The following is a 17313-nucleotide window of genomic DNA, read 5'->3' as shown; positions in this document are numbered from 1 at the left end:
TATCAGCTAGCGGCGTGCTTCGCGTAAATCAAAGCTAATGGGGATTGTGATGGTGAGCTGCGCGTTATCGCCAATCACTTCTGCTGGCGGAGCCGGAAGCAGTGCGCGGGTAACGGGGGCGAGCGGCTTTTGCGACGGCGCCGTCGCAAAGACAGAGCCGGCATTCTCAATAAATAAATGAGGTTCCAAGGAAGCCATCGTGCGTTCTTCATCACATCGTTAGACATAAAAAAATTGATAATGGTAGGTCGTTTAGCCATGGGAATCGGGCAGAAAAATAGCAGAAATTTTCAGAGAAATGCCTTTAGCACGGAGTTAGTGACCGCATTCAGGTAACCCACGGGAATGCTTTATGACGGAAAAACGCACCGTTGGTCACGAGGAGCACCGCCTCTACCATTGATTTTCACGGCACTTGACCTCATCTTAGTAACTAATCCGCAATAGATATCCGCCTTGCTGGTTTCTCATCAATAGATTCCACTTACCGGCAACGAGATCACCCACAATTATCAGGACGGCACCATGACGAATCCATTACTGACCTCATTTACCCTGCCCCCGTTCTCCAGCATTAAAACGGAAGATATTGTCCCAGCCGTTAAATCTGCGCTGGATGAATGCCGCGAGACGGTAGAGCGTGTGGTGGCGCAAGCGGGGCCGTTCACATGGGATAATCTGTGTCAGACGCTGGCGGACAGCGACGATCGTCTTGGCCGTATTTTTTCCCCTATTAGCCATCTGAACGCCGTGAAGAACAGCCCAGAGCTGCGCGGTGCTTATGAACAATGTCTGCCGCTGCTGTCCGAGCACAGCACCTGGGTTGGTCAACATGCCGGACTGTATCAGGCCTATCGCAGCCTGCGTGACGGCGAGCACTACACCACGCTGAGTCTGGCGCAGAAGAAATCCGTTGATAACGCGCTGCGCGATTTTGAACTGTCTGGCATCGGCCTGTCGCCGGAAAAACAGAAACGCTACGGCGAAATTTCCGCTCGTCTGTCTGAACTCGGTTCGCAGTACAGCAACAACGTGCTGGATGCCACGATGGGCTGGAGCAAACTGATTACCGACGTCGCCGAGCTGGATGGCATGCCGGAAAGCGCGCTGGCCGCCGCCAAAGCGCAGGCGGAATCCAAGGAGCAAGAAGGCTGGCTGCTGACGCTGGATATCCCGAGCTATCTGCCAGTGATGACCTACTGCACCAATCAGGCACTCCGTGAAGAGATGTACCGCGCCTACGGTACCCGCGCGTCCGATCAGGGGCCGAACGCGGGCAAGTGGGACAACAGCGAAATTATGGCGGAAGAGTTGGCGCTGCGTCACGAACTGGCACAGCTGCTGGGCTTCGACAGCTACGCGCACAAGTCGCTGGCGACCAAAATGGCGGAAAACCCACAGCAGGTACTCGATTTCCTGACCGATCTGACGAAACGCGCCCGTCCGCAGGCGGAAGAAGAGCTCGCCCAACTGCGCGCCTTCGCTAAAGAACACTTCGGCGTAGATGAATTACAGCCTTGGGATATCACCTACTACAGCGAGCAGCAGAAGCAGCATCGGTATTCCATCAGCGACGAGCAGCTTCGCCCGTACTTCCCGGAAGACCGCGCGGTGAATGGCTTGTTTGAAGTGGTTAAACGCATTTACGGCATCACAGCGAAAGAGCGTAAAGACGTCGATGTGTGGCACCCGGATGTTCGCTTCTTCGATCTGTTCGATGAAAGCGGTGAACTGCGCGGCAGCTTCTACCTCGATTTGTACGCTCGTGAACACAAACGTGGCGGCGCCTGGATGGACGACTGCGCGGGTAAACTGCGCAAAGGTAACGGCGAACTGCAAAAACCAGTCGCCTATCTGGTCTGTAACTTCAACCGTCCGGTCAACGGTAAACCGGCTCTGTTCACGCACGATGAAGTCACCACCCTGTTCCACGAATTCGGCCACGGCTTACACCACATGCTGACCCAGATCGATACCGCCGGTGTCGCTGGCATCAACGGCGTACCGTGGGATGCGGTCGAACTACCGAGTCAGTTCATGGAAAACTGGTGCTGGGAACCGGAGGCGCTGGCCTTTATCTCTGGCCACCACGAAACCGGTGAACCACTGCCACAGGAGTTGCTGGATAAAATGCTGGCAGCAAAGAACTATCAGGCCGCATTGTTCATTCTGCGTCAGTTGGAATTCGGCCTGTTCGATTTCCGTCTGCATGCCGAGTTTGACCCTGCGATAGGTGCCCAGATTCTGCCAACGCTGGCGGAAATCAAAGCGCAGGTGGCCGTGGTGCCAAGCCCAAGTTGGGGTCGTTTCCCACACGCATTCAGCCACATTTTCGCGGGCGGTTATGCCGCAGGCTACTACAGCTATCTGTGGGCCGACGTGCTAGCGGCCGATGCTTATTCCCGATTTGAGGAAGAAGGTATCTTCAACCGCGAAACCGGTCAGTCATTCCTGGATAACATCCTGACCCGCGGCGGTTCCGAAGAACCCATGGAGCTGTTCAAACGCTTCCGTGGCCGTGAACCTCAGTTGGATGCCATGCTTGCGCATTACGGCATCAAAGGATGAGTATCTGCTTAATCGCAGAAGAAGGCGCCGATAGTGGCGCCTTATCTTCTTTGGCTGAGCGCTGGGGGCTGGTGTCCGATCCCACGGCGGTGATGGCGCTGGTGCTAACAACGGAACGTCTGGAGTTGCGTAAGCAGGATGAGCCGAAGCTCGGCGCTATCTTCGTAGATTTCGTGGCCGGGCCGATGGCACACCGCCGTCGCTTTGGCGGCGGACGCGGTGAAGCCGTTGCTAAAGCTGTTGGTATCAAAAAAGATTACCTGCCGGACGTCGTGGATGCGACAGCCGGGCTGGGGCGTGATGCCTTTGTACTGGCGGCATTGGGTTGCCATGTACGCATGGTGGAGCGCAATCCGGTGGTTGCGGCGCTGCTGGACGACGGGTTGCAGCGTGGCTATCAGGATGCAGAAATCGGCCCGTGGCTACGGGAACGGCTTACACTCTTGCATGCGTCGAGTATGACCGCGCTGCGTGACATCACACCGCCGCCGGATGTGGTTTATCTCGATCCGATGTTTCCACACAAACAAAAGAGCGCGCTGGTGAAGAAGGAGATGCGGGTGTTTCAGTCGCTGGTGGGTGCGGATGACGATGCCGATGCGCTGCTGGAGCCCGCCCGCGCGCTGGCGAAAAAACGCGTCGTGGTGAAGCGGCCAGACTATGCACCGCCGCTGGCTGGCGTACCGGCACAGTCTATGCTGGAAACCAAAAGCCACCGTTTTGATTTCTATCTTCCCGCCTGAACAATCTCATCGCCGCGACGCTAAGCGTATCGGCGACTAAAAACTTAGCCTGCTTCGCATTTCCTACGCTGCTTTTGCAAAGTCTGTGGCACTAATGAGAAGCAAATCGCATAATTCCACGCTATCAGTTCTTATTACACTAAGATGACATAATGAAAAAAACGCTTCTGTCACTTCTGCTTTGTTTGAGTACCTCTGCTATGGCCATTCAAGAACCGGTAAATATCACGATTCTGGGTACATCCGACCTGCATGGCACCTTTGTTCCCTGGGATTACGCTACCGATACCGCCAATATGGCCGGCAGCCTGAGCCAAATTGCGACGCAGGTGCATAAAGTTCGTGCGCAGCAGCCAAATGTGATTCTGGTTGATGCGGGCGATACCATTCAGGGCAACTTTGTCGAAACCTTCAAAAATGACAAAACCAGCCCGATGATTCTCGGTTTTAACGCCATGAATTATGATGTCTGGGTGATGGGCAACCACGAGTTCGATTTCGGACTGAACGTGCTTTCTACCTCGCTTGAGCAGTTCAATGGCACCGCGCTGGCGGGCAACATTTTTTGGGAGAGCGGTAAACCTTACTTACCCGCCTATAAAATAGTCGAACGACAGGGTGTGAAGATTGGCATCATCGGCATGGATACGCCGATGACCGCTGAATTCGCCAAGGGCACCGACCGTGTGAAAGGGCTGAACTTTACCGATCCCGTCGGAGCGGTAAAAACCGTTATCCAGCAAATCCACGGCAACGTGGATGCCATCGTGCTGGTCGCGCATATGGGGATCGATAACGAGAACCAACGGCCGGGCACTGGCGTGGGTGATATTGCTCGCGCTAATCCTGAATTAGCCGCCATCGTCGCCGGCCATATGCACGTAAAAGTGGATAAAGAGGTGATTAATGGCGTGATCGTCACCGAACCGGACAGATATGGCCGCGCGTTATCGCGTATCGATTTGCAGTTTGAGCAACAGAACGGCAAATACGTGCTGATCAATAAAGACAGCTATACCTATTCGATTAAAGACGTAGATTCTGATCGTAAGATGGAAGACATCTACGAGCCTTACCACAACACCCTGCGCGCCAATGCCAACCGTCCTATTGCCCAACTTCTCGGACACGATCTGGTGCCGCAAGATGCCGTGAAAGGCATTCCTCAGGTACACGTACAGGACACCGGCATTAGCGCCCTGTTTCAGGAAGCCAGTCGTCATTACGCCCCCAAAGCACAGGTTATCGCGCTGCAAATTGATAACGATAGGCCCAAGCTGAACGTCGGCACTATTGCCGCAAAAGACATCGCCTTTAACTATCAATACGCTGGCGGTGAAATCACGGTTTATCAGCTAACCGGAAAAGAACTGAAGAAATACATGGAATGGTCAGCAGGTTACTTCAACCAGCTGCAAGACGGGGATGTGACTTACAGTTTCAATCCGCAGCGTCGTGCTTCCAAGTATTCCACCAATGATTTCTTCGACGGCGTGACGTACACCATCGATCTGACGAAACCCGCTGGGCAGCGCATTACCGATCTGAAAATGAACAACGGTACGTCAGTTACCGACGCCATGCCGATCCGTCTGGGCATGAACAGCTACCGTATGGGCCACCTGACGCAGAAAGGCGGCGTGCTGGAGGGTATGCAGTTCCCAGTGCTGTCGGATACCAAAGTGGAATATGGCGAAGAGGCAGGCACGATTCGTAACCTGACCACCCGTTATTTGACTGAGGTGAAGAAAGGACAATACGAGGGCACGGTGCCGCAGCGCTGGAAGCTGGCGGGGTTGCAGGGCTATGAGCGTGAACGCAAAATTGTCGAATCACTGCTCAACAGTGGAAAAATCGGCGTACCGACCTCAGACGATGGCCGCTACAGCAACGTGCAATCCATCAACGTGAAGTCGTTACTGCTGCCGGATGCTACGCAGAGGGCAAAACGCGTGGCGGAACTGACGCAACAGCGCGACAGCGCCCCCAACGCGTTGGCCAAACAGCGGCTGAACGATCGGCTAGCGATTATCGCGGCGATTAACTGACAGGCCATTATCTCTCGCTACGGGCTTTCCAGCGTTCGCTCGTCAGGTAGCCGTTCACGCCCACATCCAGGAAAGGGCGTGGCGGCAGGTAGTTTGCCTGTCCGAGCGATTGCATATCGCTAATCAAGGTTTTTGACTATCCAGACGGCACACTTGCGTTCAAATATGCCCACAGGATGCTGTCGTATCGGTCGTTCGACAAACTGGCCTGGGTTGACCAGAGGTCCATCGTAGATAATAAGCGGATAGACAAATTTTGGGGCTGCCCGAAACAAAAATGGCAGCCTCGGAGAAGGATTAAATACCGTCGAGAAGAAAATCAATCGCGGCTTTGATCTGAGTACGATAAAGGGACGCATCGCAGAACACCGCCCCCAGAGAACGAACGGGAATGCTCGCCATCTCATGCGTCATAGCTGCATATTCTTTATCGTCGGTCAGTCTGACAAGCGGAACCAGCCGTTCGGGACGAGTGCTGCCAGGGTACTTTTCAACAGGTAGCAGGGGGATCACAATCCTGCGGTTCAACTGGCCGATAATATCGCTGGTTACATCAAGCAGCAAGGGATAGACGGCGCTCTTTCCGGTGTTGCTATATACAGTGAACTGCATTCTTAAAATGTCCTGTACTCATCACTGAAACAACCGTGTTCATCGTGAAATCGGTTAAGAGCTTCCAGCGCTTCGCTATTTTCCTCCTGCCACTTTTTCGCTTCGTACTGACGTAGTTCAGCATCAAGGGCTGCGGTCAGGGTGGCACTGAGATTAATTCCAGCCTCACGCGCACGGCTGAGTAAGGATCGTTCTACGGTCATGGTAACGCTTTGCGTTGCTCGTTGTGTTGTAGCCATAAATACCCCGCGTCAAGTGTCGTGTAATAAACACGGCCCATTAGACGTAGCATAACACCAAAAAGACAATGTAGCGGAAAAATCCGAGTTTCCGGCGTAAAAGGCCACAATGGTGTAAGCCTTGAAGAAAATGGAGTGGCTAGTGTGTCGAGTTGCGCAGCCAACACACCTGTAACTTGAAGTATGGCGGGTAAGAGCGCCTGCGAACACAGGCGCTCAGGGGGAATTATCCGTTACACCACGCCCTGCGCCAGCATCGCGTCGGCCACTTTTACAAAGCCCGCCACGTTAGCACCGCGCACATAGTTCGTCTGGCTATCTTCACCACCGTACTGCACACACGCAGTGTGAATATCCAACATGATGTGATGCAGACGCGCATCCACCTTCTCTGCTTTCCAACCCAGGCGTGCCGCATTTTGCGCCATTTCCAGCCCAGATGTCGCTACGCCGCCTGCGTTAGCCGCTTTGCCGGGCGCAAACAGCACGCCCGCATCCAGGAACGCATCGGTCGCTGGAATCGTGGTCGGCATATTGGCACCTTCCGCCACGGCTTTCACGCCGTTAGCAATCAACGTCTGCGCCGCGGGGAGATCCAGTTCATTCTGCGTCGCACAAGGCAGCGCGATATCTACTGGCACTTCCCACGGCGTTTTGCCTGCGAGGTAGGTCAGTTTCGCTTCACGCGCGTAATCTTCCACGCGGCCATAGCGTTTGTTTTTAATCTCTTCCAACAGCGCCAGTTTCTCTGGGGTAAAGCCGTTTTCATCCACCACCGTGCCGTTAGAATCCGATACCGTGACCACACGAGCACCCAGCTCCATCGCTTTTTCAATCGCGTACTGCGCCACATTACCGGAGCCGGAGACCGCAACCCGCATGCCTTCGAAGCCCAGACCGTGGCGTTTCAGCATCGCTTCCGTGAAGTAAATCAGGCCATAGCCCGTCGCTTCAGGACGAATCAGACTGCCGCCAAACGACAGCCCTTTGCCGGTAAAGACGCATGCAGTGTTGTTGGTCAGCTTCTTCATCATGCCGGTCATGAAGCCGACTTCACGACCACCTACACCGATATCACCCGCCGGAACGTCCGTATCCGCCCCCAGATGACGATACAACTCCGTCATCAGCGCCTGACAGAAACGCATGACTTCGCCCTGACTTTTTCCTTTCGGATTAAAGTCCGAGCCACCTTTGCCGCCGCCCATTGGCAACGTCGTCAGCGCATTCTTGAACGTCTGCTCGAATCCAAGGAATTTCAGAATTGACAGGTTAACGGACGGATGGAAACGCATGCCGCCTTTGTACGGGCCGATCGCGGAGCTGAACTGGACACGCCAGGCGCGGTTCACCTGTACCTGACCTTTGTCATCCGTCCACGCCACGCGAAACTGAATCACACGTTCCGGTTCTACCAATCGTTCCAGCAGGCTGTAATCCGCATAGTGAGGGTTCTGCTCCAGAAAAGGCCACAGCGTGGAAAGCACTTCATTAACGGCCTGTAGAAACTCAGGCTGATGCGGATCGCGTTGTTGAACAGAATCAAGAAAACTTGCCAGAGATACGATTTGTGCCATGAACAGCTCCTGATTGAACGAATAAGCTCCCTTCTGCTTCTTTAATTTTTAGACACGTAGAAGCTTGCGGGATCGGTGAAAATGATGTTGTGTCCTCTGGACTATAACACTGGCGATGGATATTTAAGCAAGCGTTTTCTTTTCAGATAAACGTTATAATCCAATGAGATAGGAAGGGTTTTTTGGATGTTTTGAGAGGAAAGTATGAGATAAGTTTTTGTTATATAACAAAAGGCACAGCCAGGAAGCCATGCCTTTCGTCACTGAAAAAAAATGCAAAAAAAGCTAATTTTTATTCGTCTTCCTCATCACGCAACGGCACGATGAGCATGTCCACATGTACGGTATTAATCAACTGACGTGCAGAAGACATCAGTTTGCTCCAGAAGTCCTGATGGTGCCCACACAGCACGAGGTCAGCATCGTATTTCCTAATCGCATCAACCAGCACTTGCCCTAAATCGCCGCTGCCACTCAGCGTTTCGCTGATGGGATAGCCCGCATTCTGGGACAGCTCGGTTAACGCATTTTGGGTTTCTTCAGAGATACGCTGTTGCATATCTCCCAGATTGACGTCGATAAGCCCCGTGTAGAGATCGGAGTAATTCACATCGACGTGGATTAACGAGACTTTCGCATTGTATGGTCTTGCCATTGAAACGGCTTTTTCCACTAACACTTTGCTTTCTGGAGAAAGGTCAACAGCAATAAGGATGTGTTTGTAAGCCATAATAAGACTCCTTCCGTAAAGACTAATTAAGGGTTAGCAGATATTTCTCCTGCCAATCTGATACTTAACGGCGGATTATAGAATAACACTTATCCGTGCTATCGGACTGTTCAGTCGATCACAACCCGTTTTCAAACCTGTTAATTCTATTAATAAGTGTAGTAGAAACCGCTCCTTTTCACAGTTAAATCGCGCAGCTTCTCCTTTCGGAAAGGGCATTACCTCGTCGAAAATCGTCCTTCATCCTGATTGCATCTGCCTCTCTGGCACAAACGAACATTCTTCTTCTACACTACAAGTAGGGGGTGGTGAGCCTGTCCACTGCGCTCTGGGATAGAACACGAGAATGGGGCTAGCCGTGATGCTGTTGGCTATCCAAAATGGCAATAAAATCGTGCGCAAGCGCATGGCATAACTATTCGTGGTTGAAAAACTCGTCGCAGAGAAACATCGTAGATAAGCGTTGCGGATAATAGCGCTTGTCATCAGGCACAGGTGGACAACGGGAAGATAGGGTCACCGCCTCTGACGAATAGAACGACCGGGAGGGAAGCATGATTAGTACATTTGCGCTTTTCTGGGCTTTATGTATCGTCTGCATCATCAATATGGCGAGGTATTACTCTTCATTACGCGTGTTACTGTTGATTTTGCGTGACTGTGACCCGCTGCTTTACCAATACGTTGATGGAGGAGGTTTTTTTACATCGCACGGTCAGCCAAGCAAGCAAATCAGGCTGGTAGGCTATATCTACGCGCAACGCTATCTTGACCATCACGACCCTGAGTTTATTCGCCGCTGTGAGCGGGTGCGGGGACAATTTCTGCTCACGACCGCCCTGTGTGGCCTCATTGTCATCAGCCTGATTGCCATGATGATATGGTATTAACGCATTGTATTTATATAATTATTGGGACTTACACACTCTCTGGTATTCACACCATCGTTGGTATTAACAATATGAACGTCGATAAAAAGTAAAAAGGCGATTCCCCACAGAATCGCCTTTTTTTATGCCGGACATCCTTGTCCGCCTCCCCTTCGGGCCGCCGCAAGCGACGTTGAAAACGTTCCCTACGTTTTTTATGCTTTATGAATATACCGCGCTTAGATCAGCTTCAACGCCAGCCAGTACAGCGTACCGGACATCAACATTGAGACAGGCAGCGTCAATACCCAAGCCAGCAGAATGCTTTTTATCGTTTTGCCCTGTACGCCTCCGCCGTCCGCAATCATCGTCCCGGCAACCGCCGAAGATAATACGTGCGTGGTGGAAACCGGCATACCGGTGTAGCTGGCAACGCCAATCGATAGAGCCGCTGTCACCTGCGCTGAAACGCCCTGTGCGTAGGTCATACCTTTCTTACCAATCTTCTCACCGATAGTTACAGCAACACGTTTCCAGCCCACCATCGTGCCCAAAGACAGCGCCAATGCAACCGCGATGATGATCCAGAGAGGCGCGTATTCAACCGTCTGTAACATGTCTTTACGCAGATTGCTTAGGTAGCGTTTATCTTCGCCCGATGTTTCTGGCAGCTTAACCACCCGATCCATCGTATCCGCGATGCACATCAACAGGCGACGCACTCTGCTACGATCGTCAGGGTTCAACTGGTCGTAACTTTTCAGGTTATTCAGCAGGCCCTGTGTACGTTCAATCGCGATCATCACGCGTGAACTGTCACAGTGAAACTCTTTCTGACCATTGCCGGGAATCGTGCTTTCTGGCGCAGGAATGACTGGCGGAGACAGATCGATAACGTGCGCCAGCGCGTCGCCATGCTGCTTGTAGTATTCCTGTAAATTGACAACGGCATCGCGGGTACGGCTGATGTCATAGCCAGATGCGTTCATATTGACGATAAACCCAGCGGGCGCGACGCCAATCAGCACCAGCATAATCAAGCCGATACCTTTCTGACCGTCGTTTGCACCGTGAGAGAAGCTTACGCCAATCGCCGATAAAATCAGCGCAGTACGCGTCCAGAATGGCGGCTTACGTTTGCCGTCCTGCTTTTCGCGATCGACAGGCGTCAGGTGCACACGCTTACGCTTTTTACTGTTGTTCCAGAACCGACGCAGCAGCAACAGCAGCAGACCTGCGACCACCATCCCCACAATCGGTGATAGCAGCAGCGATAGGAAAATGCTGATCATTTTTGGCACGTTCAACGCATCAACAACGGAAGTATCCGTCAACAGCGCATTGGTCAAACCAATACCGATAATGGCGCCAATCAATGTGTGAGAACTGGAGGCAGGAATACCAAAATACCAGGTACCCAGATTCCAGATAATGGCAGCCAGCAGCATGGAAAAGACCATCGCCAGACCGTGCGCCGAGCTCACGTTCAGCAATAAATCCGTGGGAAGAAGGTGGACAATCGCATAGGCAACGCTCAGGCCGCCCAGCAGTACACCGAAGAAATTAAAGATACCCGCCATAACAACGGCAAACTCGGCGCGCATGGCTCGGGTATAAATAACAGTGGCAACGGCATTCGCAGTATCGTGAAAACCGTTAATGGCTTCGTACATCAATACAAACAACAAAGCCAATATCAACATCAGGCCGGTGTAGTAATCCAGTCCGGCAAATAAATGTAGCATAAACGTTAGGCCATTTAGTGGTCATGAACGCGGCGCATTATCGGCGACAAGCAGGGGTCGGGAAAAGCAAAATATGACATTTTTTTGACTTAAAATGTGACAATGACCGGTTGAGAAAGAACTTAATCAATAAAAATCAAATAATTATATATTTTTACTAAATTATGCAAATTGTTACGCTGGTATCGAACAGAAACCAACACTACAATTTGCCGCCCCATGGCTTATCAGCCTGCGGCAATCCAAGAAGATAAAATCACTCATCGGAGAAATGCATTGTGGAACAGTTTGATGCTGTCATCATCGGTGCCGGTGCAGCAGGCATGTTTTGCGCAGCACAGGCAGGACAACGCGGGCTGCGTGTTCTACTGCTCGATAACGGCAAGAAGGCTGGCCGGAAAATATTGATGTCCGGCGGTGGTCGCTGCAATTTTACCAATATGTATGCAGAGCCAGCAGCGTATCTGTCCCACAACCCTCACTTTTGTAAGTCAGCACTGGCACGTTATACCCAATGGGATTTTATTAGTCTGGTCAACAGCCACCGCATCGCTTACCACGAGAAAACGCTCGGCCAGCTGTTCTGCGATGATTCCGCACAACAAATCGTGGACATGTTGGTAACAGAGTGCGAGCGGGCTAACGTTACTCTCCGTCTGCGCAGCGAAGTTGCCTCGGTGGAGAAATCAGACAATCTGTTCACCATCCACCTGAGCAACGGGACATCATTCCAAAGTACATCGCTGGTTGTTGCCTGCGGTGGACTGTCGATGCCCGGCCTTGGCGCGACGCCGTTCGGTTATCAGCTCGCCGCACAATTTGGTATCAACGTGCTCCCAACCCGCGCCGCGCTGGTGCCCTTTACGCTGCACAAGCCGCTGCTTGAACAGGTGCAAACGCTCTCCGGCGTTTCGGTGCCAACCATCGTCACCGCCGAAAACGGCGTAACGTTCCGTGAAAACATTCTATTCACGCACCGTGGGCTCTCTGGCCCCGCGATGTTGCAAATTTCCAGCTACTGGCAGGCCGGTGAATTCGTTACCATCAACTTGCTGCCCGACCGCGATCTTACGCAGCTTATTAATGACGAACGTACTGCCCATCCGAACCAAAGCCTGAAAAACACGCTGGCGCAGTGGCTACCTAAACGATTGGTCGAATGCCTGCAAGCGTTAGGACAATTACCTGACGTCACATTGAAGCAGCTTAACAGCACACAGCAGACGCACGTTGAACAGAGCCTGCAACAGTGGCGCGTACAGCCAAACGGCACGGAAGGCTACCGCACGGCTGAAGTGACCATCGGTGGCGTTGATACCAGGATGCTCTCCTCTAAAACCATGGAAGCTAATGCAGTACCAGATCTGTATTTCATTGGTGAAGTTGTCGATGTCACTGGCTGGCTCGGAGGCTATAACTTTCAGTGGGCGTGGAGTTCTGCATGGGCGTGTGCACAGGCGCTGCCTTTTAGCAAATAGGCACTATAATAACCTCTATTCAGCGCTCTCCTTGAATTCATGGAGAAAAGGACGTCTCTACATAAGCCTCTGCTGCCGGACAGGAGATATGGATGAATCTCAGACGTAGTGAACATAAAATCAATATGTTGCAGCTACTGGTTGCAGGAATGCTGCCACTGCTACTCGGATTGCTGTTCACTTTTGTAGAGTCCAGGTTAATGGTAAAGCGTGATTTGGAATCTACTGCGCGAATCGCCATGAATCATGCTGAGAATATTTCGACACAGGCATGGACAATGGTGGATCGTCTCCAACGTTTTCGTGGTCAATCCTGCAACGCTATCGGTGATGAACTACAGCGTCTCGGCTCAGTGTTTTCTTACTTCCGCGCGATTGGGGTTACCCATAATACCAACGTCTATTGCTCTTCAACCTTTGGCAGCACGCTGACGCCACTCAGTCGCGTCATTCAACAGCCGTTACCGGAAACTTACTCTGAACGTTGGAGTCTGTCGATTGCTGGCTCAGATAACGTGAAAGAACGCCCGGCGCTAATCTTCGTCCAGATGCCTCTCACGGGTTACGGCGCTTACGCTATGGTCGATGCGCAATACCTTATTGATCTTATGATTGCGATTAGCCAGATTCGTGGCTACGAACTCATTCTGCAAATGGACAACGGTCACCCCATTCAAACTGGCCCGACGATTACACCCCGTACAGGTTTATTTTCTACCTCTGCGCTTCAAATCAAGTCGAGCCGTTTCCCGATTACCCTCTATATTACTGCCCCTGCTTCTCAGGAAATAACGAACTGGAAACAGGCATTTTTCACGTTCCTGCCGCTAGCAATTATTCTCTCTCTGCTTTTCACAACGGCGATGTGGTATTGGCAAAAACGTAAATTATTATTCCGCGATGAAATTCGTAAAGGCATCGCTAACGGCGAATTTTCCGTATATTACCAGCCAATTTACGATGCGGAGTCGCGCTCCTGTACCGGAGTCGAAACATTACTACGCTGGCGGCGCAGTAATGGCCAGTGGATTAGACCGGATATTTTCATCTCTGCCGCCGAAGCAGAAAGTATGATTATTCCCATCACCCGGCATTTATTTGATCTGGTCGCATCTGATATCGCCAGTTGGCAGGTAAAGCCAGGATTTCATCTGGGGCTCAATGTTGCAGCCGAGCATTTGCATCACCCAAGTTTCGTGCCAGACGTACACCGCTTCGCAGAGAGAGTCGCCTCCCATTCATTAGGCATTACGCTGGAACTGACAGAACGTAACCTCATCAGCAACGGCCCTGAAATCATACAGCGTCTGCATCAGTTGCGTGAGGATGGCTTTATGATAGCCATCGATGACTTTGGTACCGGCCACTGTTCACTCTCTTACCTGCAAAATTTCCCTCTGGATTGCCTGAAAATAGATCAGGGATTCGTGAGTGCGATTTCATCACCGGACGAAGAAGCCCCTATTCTTGATGCCATCATTAATTTAAGCCATCGCATCAAGCTTCAATCCATAGCGGAAGGCGTGGAAACCGAGCAGCAACTCATGTATTTACAACGGCGCGGCGTCAAATACATACAGGGATTCCTTTATGCTAAGCCGATGAACAATGAGTCGTTGCTGGTCTGGCTTCACTATAATGGCAATAAATCGATTGAGAGCTTTATGAATAAAAATGAAGAAGGGGAAAAGAAGTAACAACCGGCAGAAACTGGTCCACCGGTTTTCTATGTCAGAATTCTATATCAGATAAATCAGAAACGATAACCAACACCAATATTAAAGCTGTCTACACGCGTTTCATAAATTTTCGTGCCTTCGTAGCCAATATCAATCGCCCAATTTGCTACTGGCGTAATTTGGATACCAGCGCCGTAAGCAAAGCGGGTTTCTTTCTCACTACCTGAATCGACAAAATTGCCGTAATCGTATTTCCAATCTACTTTTCCATGGCCAACACCCGCTAGACCATAAATACTAACGACGTCGTTAAAACGGTAGGATGGCCCAGCCATCAAGGAATAGTATTTAAGTTTAGTCGTATCATTGGAGTTGAAGTCACGATCATAATAATCTTCTTTTGCCCCCAGATAAGTGAAAGAGCCAATAATGCCAAGAGCGGAATCGCCCTGATAATGGTATTTGGCCGTAATCCCTTTTGGATCTTTAAAATCATCGACTTTCGCCTGGGCATAACCCAAAGATACCGTTTGTGTCGCCTGAGCAACAGACATTCCCATGGCACAAGCAATCAGAGTAGAAAGCAGCAGTGTTGTTTTTTTCATGATCGAAACATCTTCCATGTTTGAATAAAAAGACGGTTTCAACAAAGCGAATATACAACTATCGCGAATGTTGGCCGCACACAAACTTACATTTAAATACGGCGAGGTAAAGTCAGTATTATTTTTAAACAACTGGAAAGATTATTATTTTAATCATTAAAAAACAAAAAGATAACGGCTATCCAGAGTAATTAATACGCACTTTTTCACTCTATTTTTGGGAGCATTCCGAACTAACCGCGGGGAAATATGGCAACGTTTGACATCAAAAAATACGAAGAGAAACCCTAGACTTATAAAGGACTACCATTTTTTTAAATGACTAGTTTCATAAATGAGTTGTATGAACGGACAATGTTGAAACAGGAGGCAAGGTGAAAATGATTTACTGAGGAAGAAAATTGGTCGGCGAGAGAGGATTCGAACCTCCGACCCACTGGTCCCAAACCAGTTGCGCTACCAAGCTGCGCTACTCGCCGAATGCGGGCGCATATTACTGCTACCTTATTAGAGCGTCAATACCTTTTTAGCAAAAGGATTTCGGCTGCTGTTAAAGTATCCACTCCTTGTAGTTACAGCCTGCAACAGACGTCCTTGTCCGTGATTCATATCAATTATACCCGTCATACTTCAAGTTGCATGTGCGTTGGCTACGTTCAGTCACCCGAATCACTTACCTGAGTAAGCTCATCGGGACTCCTTCGCTTGCCGCCTTCCTGAAACTCGAATTATTTAGGGTATAGCGGGTTTCTGACACCAGTTATTTTTAGGGTTAATACCGCCGTCAGGCGATGTGTATCCCACACATCCAAGAATCGTGTCAAACAGCTCTTCATGGCGGTGTGTTTTGCCAATGCGCTGTTGCGCCTTCAACTGCTCAAACGCATGCAGATTATCGGTGTCAGCCAGAAACTTATCCGAGGTCCATACCATCATCGGTGAACGGAACTGCTCAGGTGGTGCCATCTGACGCGGAGTGCCGTGCAAGTGGTAGTTATCATCGATAGATTCACCATGATCGGAGGCATAAAACACAATCGCTTTCTTATCCCGCACCTGATCGATCACGCTATCAATAAAGCTATCGGTATAGAGCACGCTGTTATCAAAAGCGTTGATTAACTGTTCACGCGTACAGGATGCATCAACGCCCATACACTCCGGCTGATAACGCGCATAGCTGCGAGGATATCGCATGGAATACAGGTAGTGAGAGCCTTTGGTATGCAGCACAATCAGGTGCTTACCTTTAGGGTAACGTGCCAGCGATTCTTTGACCTCATCAACCAGCAACATGTCCTGCACTGATTTGCCATCATTGTGCTTCTCTGACGCAATCATTTCGCGGAAGGAGTAGTTGTTCGCTTCAATGCTATTGTAAAACCACACCTCACTTTGCATAGCAAAGAGCTCGGAGGTGAAGCCCAACTCTTTCATTACGGCAAAGACATTCTGTTCTTTCAGCGTGCGTTGCGGGTTGTCTTCCGTACCGCCTTCTCGCACAAACATACAGCGCATGGAAAGCTTGGTTGAGGTATCACACGATTGGCCACGGAATGCGACCAGATTTTTTTCTTTTGATAGCTTCGGCGTAGTATCTCGCTCGTAACCGAGCAGCCCCATATGATCCCAGCGGGTCGTTTCACCGATAATGAAAACCACGTAGGTATCATCAATTCCTTTCGGCGGTACATAGGTAAAATGCTGAGCTGGATCGAAAAGATTAGAAGAATCCTGACTCTCGTCATACTTGGTATACGCAAATAACCCTAACGCAGATAGCCAGTTAGAGGGTAGATAGGAGTGAGCCACCACGCCGCCATAGCTGGGCAAATCCACATTGGATTCTCGCTCGGACACTGACTGAATGTTGTCCATATAGCGAAGCGGCATCCAAACCAATGCAACGACAACGGCAAGAACCAGAAGAGGAATCAAACGCTTTCCCGGTGATTTAAGCTGTTCGATCAACGTATGACGCAGCGAGTTTTTCCAGATCAAAAACAGCGGTAGCGCACTCACTACCAACATCCACAGGAAAAAACGGAAACCAATAACTTCTTTAGACAGATCAATATCCGTAGTCATGACCGCTGCAATAATGCCATAGCCAATCACGACATTAAAAAATGTCATGTAATAGCTTGCCGCAACGGAAATTAGCACTAAGAAAGAAGCAATAACTCGATAAAAGCGGCGTCCCCCGAGTGATATAATTCTCATCAGGAAAAAGGTGAATAAGATACTCGCGGTCAATTCGACCAGAGCGGGAATAAATGTTGGAACCTGGCCACCGGCAGAGAGTGAAAAATAATCAAAACGCCGATAATATACTGAGATATTAAGAAAAAGGCCAATATAGATTGCCAGGAAAAACGATAACTTGGGTTGCGAAAAAGATGCTACAAACTTCATTATGA

General features: G+C 50.5%; 14 protein-coding genes and 1 tRNA gene. 6 read left to right on the top strand and 9 right to left on the bottom strand.

Annotated elements, in window-relative coordinates; all coding sequences use genetic code 11:
• Nucleotides 1-6: 6 nt before the first annotated feature.
• Nucleotides 7-198 carry a hypothetical protein gene (locus KP22_RS22800; protein ID WP_039324993.1) on the bottom strand — a complete coding sequence of 64 codons (192 nt, stop codon included), beginning with the start codon at nt 196-198 and terminating at the stop codon, nt 7-9.
• Between the two features lie 327 nt (nt 199-525).
• On the opposite strand from KP22_RS22800, the gene prlC reads away from it, so the two are divergent.
• From prlC to KP22_RS14615, 3 genes are all read left to right on the top strand, one after another.
• Nucleotides 526-2568 carry an oligopeptidase A gene (gene prlC / locus KP22_RS14625; protein ID WP_039324992.1) on the top strand — a complete coding sequence of 681 codons (2043 nt, stop codon included), beginning with the start codon at nt 526-528 and terminating at the stop codon, nt 2566-2568.
• Nucleotides 2565-3311, top strand: coding sequence for a 16S rRNA (guanine(1516)-N(2))-methyltransferase RsmJ (rsmJ, locus tag KP22_RS14620; RefSeq protein ID WP_039306905.1), 747 nt, complete (start codon nt 2565-2567; stop codon nt 3309-3311). The genes prlC and rsmJ overlap by 4 nt, the downstream gene beginning before the upstream one ends.
• 152 nt (nt 3312-3463) lie before the next feature.
• Nucleotides 3464-5359 carry a bifunctional metallophosphatase/5'-nucleotidase gene (locus KP22_RS14615; RefSeq protein WP_039324990.1) on the top strand — a complete coding sequence of 632 codons (1896 nt, stop codon included), beginning with the start codon at nt 3464-3466 and terminating at the stop codon, nt 5357-5359.
• Between the two features lie 297 nt (nt 5360-5656).
• Here KP22_RS14615 and KP22_RS14610 read toward each other — a convergent pair whose 3' ends face one another.
• The 4 genes from KP22_RS14610 to uspA all read right to left on the bottom strand — a co-directional run bounded on the left by KP22_RS14610 (nt 5657) and on the right by uspA (nt 8517).
• The gene (locus KP22_RS14610; protein WP_039306899.1) at nt 5657-5971 is read right to left on the bottom strand and encodes a CcdB family protein; all 315 of its coding nucleotides are present in this window, start codon (nt 5969-5971) and stop codon (nt 5657-5659) included.
• A 2-nt stretch (nt 5972-5973) separates the two neighbouring features.
• On the bottom strand, nt 5974-6210 hold the full coding sequence (locus tag KP22_RS14605) for a type II toxin-antitoxin system CcdA family antitoxin (RefSeq protein WP_039306895.1): 237 nt from the start codon (nt 6208-6210) through the stop codon (nt 5974-5976).
• Nucleotides 6211-6443: 233 nt separating this feature from the next.
• Complete coding sequence (gdhA, locus tag KP22_RS14600; protein WP_011091696.1) at nt 6444-7787, bottom strand: NADP-specific glutamate dehydrogenase; 1344 nt, start codon at nt 7785-7787, stop codon at nt 6444-6446.
• 292 nt (nt 7788-8079) lie between these two features.
• Nucleotides 8080-8517: a universal stress protein UspA gene (gene uspA, locus KP22_RS14595; RefSeq protein WP_039306892.1), complete on the bottom strand. Its 438-nt coding sequence runs from the start codon at nt 8515-8517 to the stop codon at nt 8080-8082.
• Between the two features lie 554 nt (nt 8518-9071).
• On the opposite strand from uspA, the gene uspB reads away from it, so the two are divergent.
• Nucleotides 9072-9407: a universal stress protein UspB gene (gene uspB, locus KP22_RS14590; RefSeq protein ID WP_039306889.1), complete on the top strand. Its 336-nt coding sequence runs from the start codon at nt 9072-9074 to the stop codon at nt 9405-9407.
• Nucleotides 9408-9625: 218 nt separating this feature from the next.
• Here uspB and pitA read toward each other — a convergent pair whose 3' ends face one another.
• Nucleotides 9626-11131 (bottom strand): inorganic phosphate transporter PitA, encoded by a 1506-nt coding sequence (pitA, locus tag KP22_RS14585; RefSeq protein ID WP_039324988.1) that lies wholly within the window; start codon nt 11129-11131, stop codon nt 9626-9628.
• Between the two features lie 278 nt (nt 11132-11409).
• Between pitA and KP22_RS14580 the strand changes: the two genes are divergently transcribed.
• Together KP22_RS14580 and KP22_RS14575 are read left to right on the top strand one after the other, a co-directional pair.
• Nucleotides 11410-12609 carry a BaiN/RdsA family NAD(P)/FAD-dependent oxidoreductase gene (locus KP22_RS14580; protein ID WP_039306883.1) on the top strand — a complete coding sequence of 400 codons (1200 nt, stop codon included), beginning with the start codon at nt 11410-11412 and terminating at the stop codon, nt 12607-12609.
• Between the two features lie 92 nt (nt 12610-12701).
• Complete coding sequence (locus KP22_RS14575) at nt 12702-14306, top strand: EAL domain-containing protein (protein ID WP_039306880.1); 1605 nt, start codon at nt 12702-12704, stop codon at nt 14304-14306.
• 56 nt (nt 14307-14362) lie between these two features.
• Here KP22_RS14575 and KP22_RS14570 read toward each other — a convergent pair whose 3' ends face one another.
• The 3 genes from KP22_RS14570 to eptB all read right to left on the bottom strand — a co-directional run bounded on the left by KP22_RS14570 (nt 14363) and on the right by eptB (nt 17308).
• Nucleotides 14363-14893 (bottom strand): Ail/Lom family outer membrane beta-barrel protein, encoded by a 531-nt coding sequence (locus KP22_RS14570; protein WP_039306875.1) that lies wholly within the window; start codon nt 14891-14893, stop codon nt 14363-14365.
• A 402-nt stretch (nt 14894-15295) separates the two neighbouring features.
• Nucleotides 15296-15372: transfer RNA gene (locus tag KP22_RS14565), tRNA-Pro, on the bottom strand.
• A gap of 253 nt (nt 15373-15625) precedes the next feature.
• Nucleotides 15626-17308: a kdo(2)-lipid A phosphoethanolamine 7''-transferase gene (gene eptB / locus KP22_RS14560; protein ID WP_039324985.1), complete on the bottom strand. Its 1683-nt coding sequence runs from the start codon at nt 17306-17308 to the stop codon at nt 15626-15628.
• Between the last annotated feature and the right edge of the window lie 5 nt (nt 17309-17313).

The organism is Pectobacterium betavasculorum, from assembly GCF_000749845.1.
Lineage (GTDB): Bacteria > Pseudomonadota > Gammaproteobacteria > Enterobacterales > Enterobacteriaceae > Pectobacterium > Pectobacterium betavasculorum.
This window is presented reverse-complemented; position numbering and strand designations above follow the sequence as displayed.

Excerpts from the sequence above, each read along its gene's own strand:
- KP22_RS22800 (WP_039324993.1), bottom strand. The coding sequence starts at position 198 with ATGGCTTCCTTGGAACCTCATTTATTTATTGAGAATGCCGGCTCTGTC.
- prlC (WP_039324992.1), top strand. The coding sequence starts at position 526 with ATGACGAATCCATTACTGACCTCATTTACCCTGCCCCCGTTCTCCAGC.
- rsmJ (WP_039306905.1), top strand. The coding sequence starts at position 2,565 with ATGAGTATCTGCTTAATCGCAGAAGAAGGCGCCGATAGTGGCGCCTTA.
- KP22_RS14615 (WP_039324990.1), top strand. The coding sequence starts at position 3,464 with ATGAAAAAAACGCTTCTGTCACTTCTGCTTTGTTTGAGTACCTCTGCT.
- KP22_RS14610 (WP_039306899.1), bottom strand. The coding sequence starts at position 5,971 with ATGCAGTTCACTGTATATAGCAACACCGGAAAGAGCGCCGTCTATCCC.
- KP22_RS14605 (WP_039306895.1), bottom strand. The coding sequence starts at position 6,210 with ATGGCTACAACACAACGAGCAACGCAAAGCGTTACCATGACCGTAGAA.
- gdhA (WP_011091696.1), bottom strand. The coding sequence starts at position 7,787 with ATGGCACAAATCGTATCTCTGGCAAGTTTTCTTGATTCTGTTCAACAA.
- uspA (WP_039306892.1), bottom strand. The coding sequence starts at position 8,517 with ATGGCTTACAAACACATCCTTATTGCTGTTGACCTTTCTCCAGAAAGC.
- uspB (WP_039306889.1), top strand. The coding sequence starts at position 9,072 with ATGATTAGTACATTTGCGCTTTTCTGGGCTTTATGTATCGTCTGCATC.
- pitA (WP_039324988.1), bottom strand. The coding sequence starts at position 11,131 with ATGCTACATTTATTTGCCGGACTGGATTACTACACCGGCCTGATGTTG.
- KP22_RS14575 (WP_039306880.1), top strand. The coding sequence starts at position 12,702 with ATGAATCTCAGACGTAGTGAACATAAAATCAATATGTTGCAGCTACTG.
- KP22_RS14570 (WP_039306875.1), bottom strand. The coding sequence starts at position 14,893 with ATGAAAAAAACAACACTGCTGCTTTCTACTCTGATTGCTTGTGCCATG.
- eptB (WP_039324985.1), bottom strand. The coding sequence starts at position 17,308 with ATGAAGTTTGTAGCATCTTTTTCGCAACCCAAGTTATCGTTTTTCCTG.